At 47.8% G+C, this 6,108-nt stretch carries 8 protein-coding genes; all 8 read right to left on the reverse strand.

All coding sequences use genetic code 11. The features are described 5' to 3' along the window. Positions 1–280: 280 nt before the first annotated feature. Complete coding sequence (ybgF, locus tag D9T21_RS05820) at positions 281–1,090, reverse strand: tol-pal system protein YbgF (RefSeq protein WP_241155637.1); 810 nt, start codon at positions 1,088–1,090, stop codon at positions 281–283. A gap of 1 nt (position 1,091) precedes the next feature. Beyond that, on the reverse strand, positions 1,092–1,658 hold the full coding sequence (gene pal, locus D9T21_RS05825; RefSeq protein WP_105936047.1) for a peptidoglycan-associated lipoprotein Pal: 567 nt from the start codon (positions 1,656–1,658) through the stop codon (positions 1,092–1,094). A gap of 45 nt (positions 1,659–1,703) precedes the next feature. Next, entirely contained in the window at positions 1,704–3,062 is a 1,359-nt protein-coding gene (gene tolB / locus D9T21_RS05830) for a Tol-Pal system beta propeller repeat protein TolB (protein ID WP_123324180.1), read from the reverse strand. 5 nt (positions 3,063–3,067) lie between these two features. Next, a complete protein-coding gene (gene tolA, locus D9T21_RS05835; protein WP_241155638.1) occupies positions 3,068–3,838 on the reverse strand; it encodes a cell envelope integrity protein TolA in 771 nt (256 codons plus the stop codon). Between the two features lie 14 nt (positions 3,839–3,852). Further along, the gene (gene tolR, locus D9T21_RS05840; protein WP_105936048.1) at positions 3,853–4,275 is read right to left on the reverse strand and encodes a protein TolR; all 423 of its coding nucleotides are present in this window, start codon (positions 4,273–4,275) and stop codon (positions 3,853–3,855) included. A gap of 28 nt (positions 4,276–4,303) precedes the next feature. Continuing rightward, entirely contained in the window at positions 4,304–4,987 is a 684-nt protein-coding gene (tolQ, locus tag D9T21_RS05845) for a protein TolQ (RefSeq protein ID WP_123324142.1), read from the reverse strand. Beyond that, a complete protein-coding gene (gene ybgC / locus D9T21_RS05850) occupies positions 4,977–5,411 on the reverse strand; it encodes a tol-pal system-associated acyl-CoA thioesterase (protein ID WP_164464586.1) in 435 nt (144 codons plus the stop codon). The genes tolQ and ybgC overlap by 11 nt, the downstream gene beginning before the upstream one ends. A gap of 441 nt (positions 5,412–5,852) precedes the next feature. After that, complete coding sequence (locus tag D9T21_RS05855) at positions 5,853–6,017, reverse strand: YgaP family membrane protein (RefSeq protein ID WP_123324144.1); 165 nt, start codon at positions 6,015–6,017, stop codon at positions 5,853–5,855. Between the last annotated feature and the right edge of the window lie 91 nt (positions 6,018–6,108).

Consider the following 6,108-nt stretch of genomic DNA (forward strand, 5'->3'; position numbering starts at 1 on the left):
TCGAACCAGCGACCAATTGATTAAAAGTCAACTGCTCTACCAACTGAGCTAACGACCCTTCGATTTATCGCGTCACCTTGTCTTGGCGACGGGCGCATATATTACTCATTTCCGGCGGCGGTGCAACCTTAAAAAACGATTTATTTGCACTTTTATGGCAAAAACCGTTTAACCGCTTAAAAACAAATCAATTCGGATGGTAATCGAACTGAATGTTCCTCAACAAAATAAAAAAGGAGCCGCTGGCTCCTTTTTTAAACATTGATACCGCGTCAGAAAATTATAGTCTGGCCTCGGCTAATTTTCGAGCCGACGAGTCCGGATAAGTGTTAATCACTTCTTCGAATAACGCTTTAGCCCGAGCCTGATTACCCACTTTCTCGGCAATTACACCGAGTTTAAGTAATGCATCAGGACGCTTAGCTGAATCCGCAAACTTAGTCGCCACCACTTCAAATTGCGCGGCGGCATCCTGCCACTGTTGCTTATTAAACAGCAGCTGTCCAAGCCAGTAATGGGCATTAGGCGCATAACTGCTGTCCGGGAAGCGTTCAATAAAGGCCTGAAACTCAGGGATCGCTTTATCGTACTCACGGGACTTAAGGATCAGATTTACGGCTTTTTCGTAAGCATCAGACTCCGACATCCCTGCCGCAGCGGTTGCCGTTGAAGCTGGCGTTGATGACGGCGTCACCGTTGGCTGAGTGCCGGTTGCGGCCGCACCGCCGTTGCCTGCCCCACCACTAAATCCTGACTGTTTTAACGCCTCTACTCGCTTATCGATTTCCAGATACAATTCGCGTTGTCGGTCGAGCACTTTCTGCAGTTGATTGGTATGTACCTCAACGGCTCCGCGTAGCTCGTCCAACTCGTTTTGCATGTTGTCGATCTGCTGTTGCAGGCGATGTTGCATTTGCGAACGGTTATCGACCTTTCGTTCTAACACGGTTAACCGTGACTCGATGTCGTTGTCATTAACGTTGTAAACAGGCGCGCCTGTTGACTGCGCTAACGCACCTAACGGCAGACACAACAAAGCCATTGCAACAGGTGCAATGGCTTTCTTATAGGATTTGTTGGGATTGCTCATCTTATTGGTAAACAATTACACCACGACGGTTCTGAGCAAATGCGTACTCAGAAGAACCCATCACTTCCGGCTTCTCTTCACCATAAGACACTACTGAAATCTGGCTTGAGCTAACACCAGCGTTAAGCAGGTAAGTTTGTACAGACTTAGCACGACGCTCGCCCAGGGCGATGTTGTACTCAGGCGTACCACGGCTATCAGTATGACCTTCAATCACCACTTTAGTACCTGGATTCTTAATCAGGAACTCGGCATGCTTATCCAGTACCGGGAAGAAATCAGATTTGATATTTGAACGGTCGAAATCAAAATAAACAGTCTGTTCATTTTGCAGAGCCTGCAGCTCTTGTTTAACCATTTCTTCAGCCATTTGCTGACGTTTTACTGCTTCAGCTTTAACGCGCGCTTCTTCTGCTTCCTGAGCGGCTTGCTCTTCAGCTGCTTGTTGTTGCGCGATGCGGTTACGCTCTGCAGCCAGTTCCTCTTCGCTAGGACCTGATGAACATGCCATCATAGTCACCACTGGCAGGGCGATGATGAAGCTCTTCATTACTTTATTCATTTGCATCCTCTTAATCCTTATACTTATATAGTTGTGATTCTATCAAATCTGTTAAAACAAATAAGGTGACCAGCTCGGCGATTTAACCTGCCCGTCAGCCACCGGTAATCTCGCTTTAAAGCGCCCGTCCAGTGACACCAACGACAATACCTGAGTATCCCCGTATAATGTACTATAAATTATCATGCTTCCATTCGGAGCGATACTGGGAGATTCATCTAAATATGTTCTCGTCAGTACCTGAATCGCACCACTATCCACATCTTGTCTGGCAATGTGGTAGTCGCCGCGGGTCCTGTTCACCAAAACGACCTCCTGGCCGTCGGGTGTAAAAGTGGCTCCTAAGTTCTGTTCACCTTCAAAGGTTAAACGCCTAACTGTGCCAGTATCTAAATTTACGCGATAAATCTGTGGTTTACCACCCCGTTCAGAGCTAAATATCAGACTCTTGCCATCGGGAGCCCAGGCTGGCTCGGTATCAATTGCCCGATTTCGGGTAATTCTGCGTAAATTTTTACTGGCTAAATCCATTACATAGATTTCCGGATTCCCATCTTTCGACAGTACCATGGCCATCTGTTTGCCGTCCGGCGAAAACACCGGGCTGCCGTTAATACCCGGGAAGTTCGTGATGCGCTCACGCTCCATGGTATAAATATTCTGCACAAAAATTTGTGGGCGTTTATTTTCAAAACTCACGTAAGCAAGTTTCTCGCCGTCCGGAGACCATGATGGTGACATTAATGGCTCTGGCGACGACAGCAATCGGGTTTCGTTAAAGCCATCGTAATCCGCGATTACCAGCTGATAAGGGAGTTTTTCCTTGGTGCGGTCGCGCACAATCACGTATGCAATACGAGTTAAAAACGCTCCTTTAACGCCGGTCAGTTTTTCATAGATTACATCGCTGATACGATGGGAGTATTGTCTGAAATCATCACCGCCAATAACTACCGCTCGCTCATCAATAATATGGTCTTTACTGTTAACCAGACCGCCGTCTTTATTAAGTACTTTCGACTGACCACCGGTTATTTGCCCGCGCAGAACATCAATGATCTCAAAACTCACCAGATAGCGGTCAACGCCTTGTGGCTTAACGCTGCCGACTACCACAGTATCAATGCCCTGGGCTGCCCATGCACCGTAGTTAACTTCGCCATCGGTAGACGGGTATTCTGGCATGGCTGAACGCGCTACCGGGTTAAACTTACCACTGCGGCGTAAATCGTTCATTACCACGTCGGTCAGATCACCGGGTAATATGCCCTCGCCTTCCCATTTAAAAGGCACCACCGCAATAGGCCGGGCACTGTCCACGCCTTCAGTGATTACAATTTCCAGCGCAGCATGTAACTGACCAACCACGCTAAAATAGGCCAGGGTAATCCATAAACCCAGTTTTCTCATAGGCATTACAACTCCACCTTCAAATCAATGTCTTTAAGTTCTTCGTAAACCGCCGGGTCTTCCGACATAGGCAGTGTTTCAGCACGTCTGACCGCACTCTCGGCAGCCCTGCACAATGCGGCATCGCCGTCGACTATGCTGACCTGGGAAACAAAACCGGTAGTTGCCAGTTTTAATTTCAGACGGCAGCTCTTACCTTTAAAGTCCGCATTCAGATAGCGCATGATGGTTTGTTGAATCATTATTTGATAACGCTCAACTTCCGACAGCACCTGCTGGCGACGTTGTTGTTGCATAGCCGCCTGCTCTTTCGCCAGCTGCTCTTGCATAATTCTTTCCATCTCGGCGCGTTCTTTTGCTTCTTTGGCTTTACGCGCCGCTTCGGCTTTCTCTGCGGCTTCCCGCTCTTTACGTTCGCGCGCCTTTTGTTCGGCTAAACGGCGCAATTCTGACTGGCGTTTTGCTTCTGCCGCTTCCCGGGCTTTTTTCTCGCGGGCTTTGCGGGCAGCGGCTTCCTGACGCTTTCGCTCTTCAGCTGCCTGTCGTTTACGCTGTTCTTCGGCCCGGGCCTGAGCTTCCGCCTGGGCCTGAGCACGCTGCTGATCATAAATAGCCTGCGCGTCTATAAAGGTGGCTTTAATCACCGGCGCAGGCGTACTGTTGGCCACTGGCATTACCGGTGACGATGACAAACTGACGCTTATTAGCAACACTATCACAAGGAGCAGGTGCAAACCCAGTGATTTAACTAAGGCCGATTTATCCGCTTGATTCACAATCTGCGCCTGTTTTACTTTTCAACCGGATCGGTCATCAGACCGACCGAAGGCACACCCGCTTTTTGCAGCAGTACCATAAGTTGAATCACTTCGTTATAGGCAACCTGGCCATCCCCTTTTACCACTACCGGCGTGTCGGGACTTTGTTTTAACTGGGCCTGCACCAGCGCCGCCATTTCTTCTTCATCAACGGCCTGCTCCTGGTTATCGCCCAGATTAAGGTAGTAGTCGCCCTTAATATCCACCGACGCAATAATGGGTGGCTTATCTTCCTGCTCAATAGGCTGGGCGCTGGCTTTGGGTAAATCCACTTTAACGCCCTGGGAGATCAGGGGGGCGGTAACCATAAAGATAATCAGCAGCACCAGCATCACGTCGATGTAAGGCACCACGTTTATTTCAGAAACCGGACGACGGCGTTTACGCACATACATAGCGGGACTCTCCTGTTAACTTAGGATGTTATGCGCTTTGCTGCGACGCATGGGCCTGACGCTGCAGGATGGCTGAAAACTCTTCCATAAAGTTGACGTAACTGTTTTCCAGTTTCTCGACCTGGTGGCTAAAGCGGTTATAGGCAATCACCGCCGGGATCGCGGCAAATAAGCCTATCGCGGTGGCAATCAGTGCTTCAGCAATCCCCGGCGCAACCATGGATAACGTCGCCTGTTGAACTTCGCCGAGAGCAATAAAAGCATTCATGATACCCCAAACTGTACCAAATAAGCCGATATAGGGGCTGATAGAGCCGGCGGTGGCAAGGAAAGACAGACGGCTTTCAAGGTTGTCCACTTCGCGGGATAACGCTACGCGCATCGCCCGGTAGGTACCGTCGACAACCACATTAGCGTTGGTATTGCTTTTGCGCAGGCGCACAAACTCTTTAAAACCAGCACAGAAGATATGGCCCATACCACTCACCTGCTCTTCGCTGGAGAGTTGTTGGTATAAGCGGTTAAGATCGGCACCCGACCAGAACTCATCTTCAAAGTTCTTCATTTCACTGCGTGCACCGTTAAGCGCTTTCTGACGCTGAAAAATGAACGCCCAGGAGGCAATGGAAACACTGATTAGCAATAACATAACCAGCTGTACTACAAAGCTTGCCTGTAAAAACAAGCCAATAAAGGTTAAATCAGATGACACGCGAAAATTCCCCTAACATTGCCTCTGGTATCCGACGTGGCCGCATATTGGCCAAATCCACACAGGCGATTTTTGCTTGCACGGTAACCAGATGCTTCTGATCCTGTGCATTTATAATATCTTGTTTAAATGTCATGCTAGCGCCCTTCAATTCTACAATGTGCGAGTGAATACTCAACATTTGATTGAAGCGAGCAGGCGCATTATTGTGCATTTCAACGTGTTTGACGACAAAGGCAATGTTTTGTTCCAGCAATTCGTCTTGTTCGAAGCCTAAATCTCTGAGCCACTCGGTTCTGGCGCGCTCCGCAAACTTTAAATAATTGGCGTAATACACTATGCCACCGGCGTCGGTGTCCTCGTAATAGACCCGTATACTGAGTGTGTGCACCGTCAAATCCCTGTTATTTAAGATGCTGCACATGGTAGGTAAAAGGCAGTTGGCTGTCTATAGCGCCCGAGAACTACGACCAAATAAATGTATCGCAAGATGAATTGCATTAGCTACCAGCGATCTGCCGCAAAAGCTTAATATTACTAGCTTATGGAGAAAACCTGACATAATTAACATTTTATTTACAGATTAGTTTTTCTAATCTCAAAACTAAAATATTCTCAATTGTCGGCAAATAAATTATCTCTATAATACGCCTCATCAAGTCGACAGATGAATGAGTTCTCTATTTATTGCCTGTTAGACATGAGTTCCCTGGATTTTTTCCTTCAACACTTGTTGTTCTCACCCCGCTTCTCTGAAGCGGGTTTTTTTTGCCTGTTTTTCAGGTAATTTTATTTTTCGTACAGATACCCCAAGCCACAACACAGTACTCTGTATCGTCATAAAATAACTCAGAAAATTAACGGATTAGTCTTTTTTACAGGAAGAGATACCGAAAGGTAGGTATAACGGACAAAATTTAATAATGCCGGTAATCAGAATAATGGCGCCAACCGCGCCCCACCAGGACTGGTAGTACACACCAGCCGAAATGATGAGAAGGCCAAACACGACCTTTATACCAATCCGCATAGTAGTTTACCCTCTCAGAGTGAGATAAAACGGCTTAGATCACGACGCGTTCTCTGCGGCATAGTTATTCTATGTCCAGAGGGCGCAACAC

It is taken from the genome of Marisediminitalea oceani (assembly GCF_003731635.1).
In the GTDB taxonomy this organism is placed as follows: Bacteria; Pseudomonadota; Gammaproteobacteria; order Enterobacterales; family Alteromonadaceae; genus Alteromonas; species Alteromonas oceani.

Excerpts from the sequence above, each read along its gene's own strand:
- ybgF (WP_241155637.1), bottom strand. The coding sequence starts at position 1,090 with ATGAGCAATCCCAACAAATCCTATAAGAAAGCCATTGCACCTGTTGCA.
- pal (WP_105936047.1), bottom strand. The coding sequence starts at position 1,658 with ATGCAAATGAATAAAGTAATGAAGAGCTTCATCATCGCCCTGCCAGTG.
- tolB (WP_123324180.1), bottom strand. The coding sequence starts at position 3,062 with ATGAGAAAACTGGGTTTATGGATTACCCTGGCCTATTTTAGCGTGGTT.
- tolR (WP_105936048.1), bottom strand. The coding sequence starts at position 4,275 with ATGTATGTGCGTAAACGCCGTCGTCCGGTTTCTGAAATAAACGTGGTG.
- ybgC (WP_164464586.1), bottom strand. The coding sequence starts at position 5,411 with ATGTGCAGCATCTTAAATAACAGGGATTTGACGGTGCACACACTCAGT.
- D9T21_RS05855 (WP_123324144.1), bottom strand. The coding sequence starts at position 6,017 with ATGCGGATTGGTATAAAGGTCGTGTTTGGCCTTCTCATCATTTCGGCT.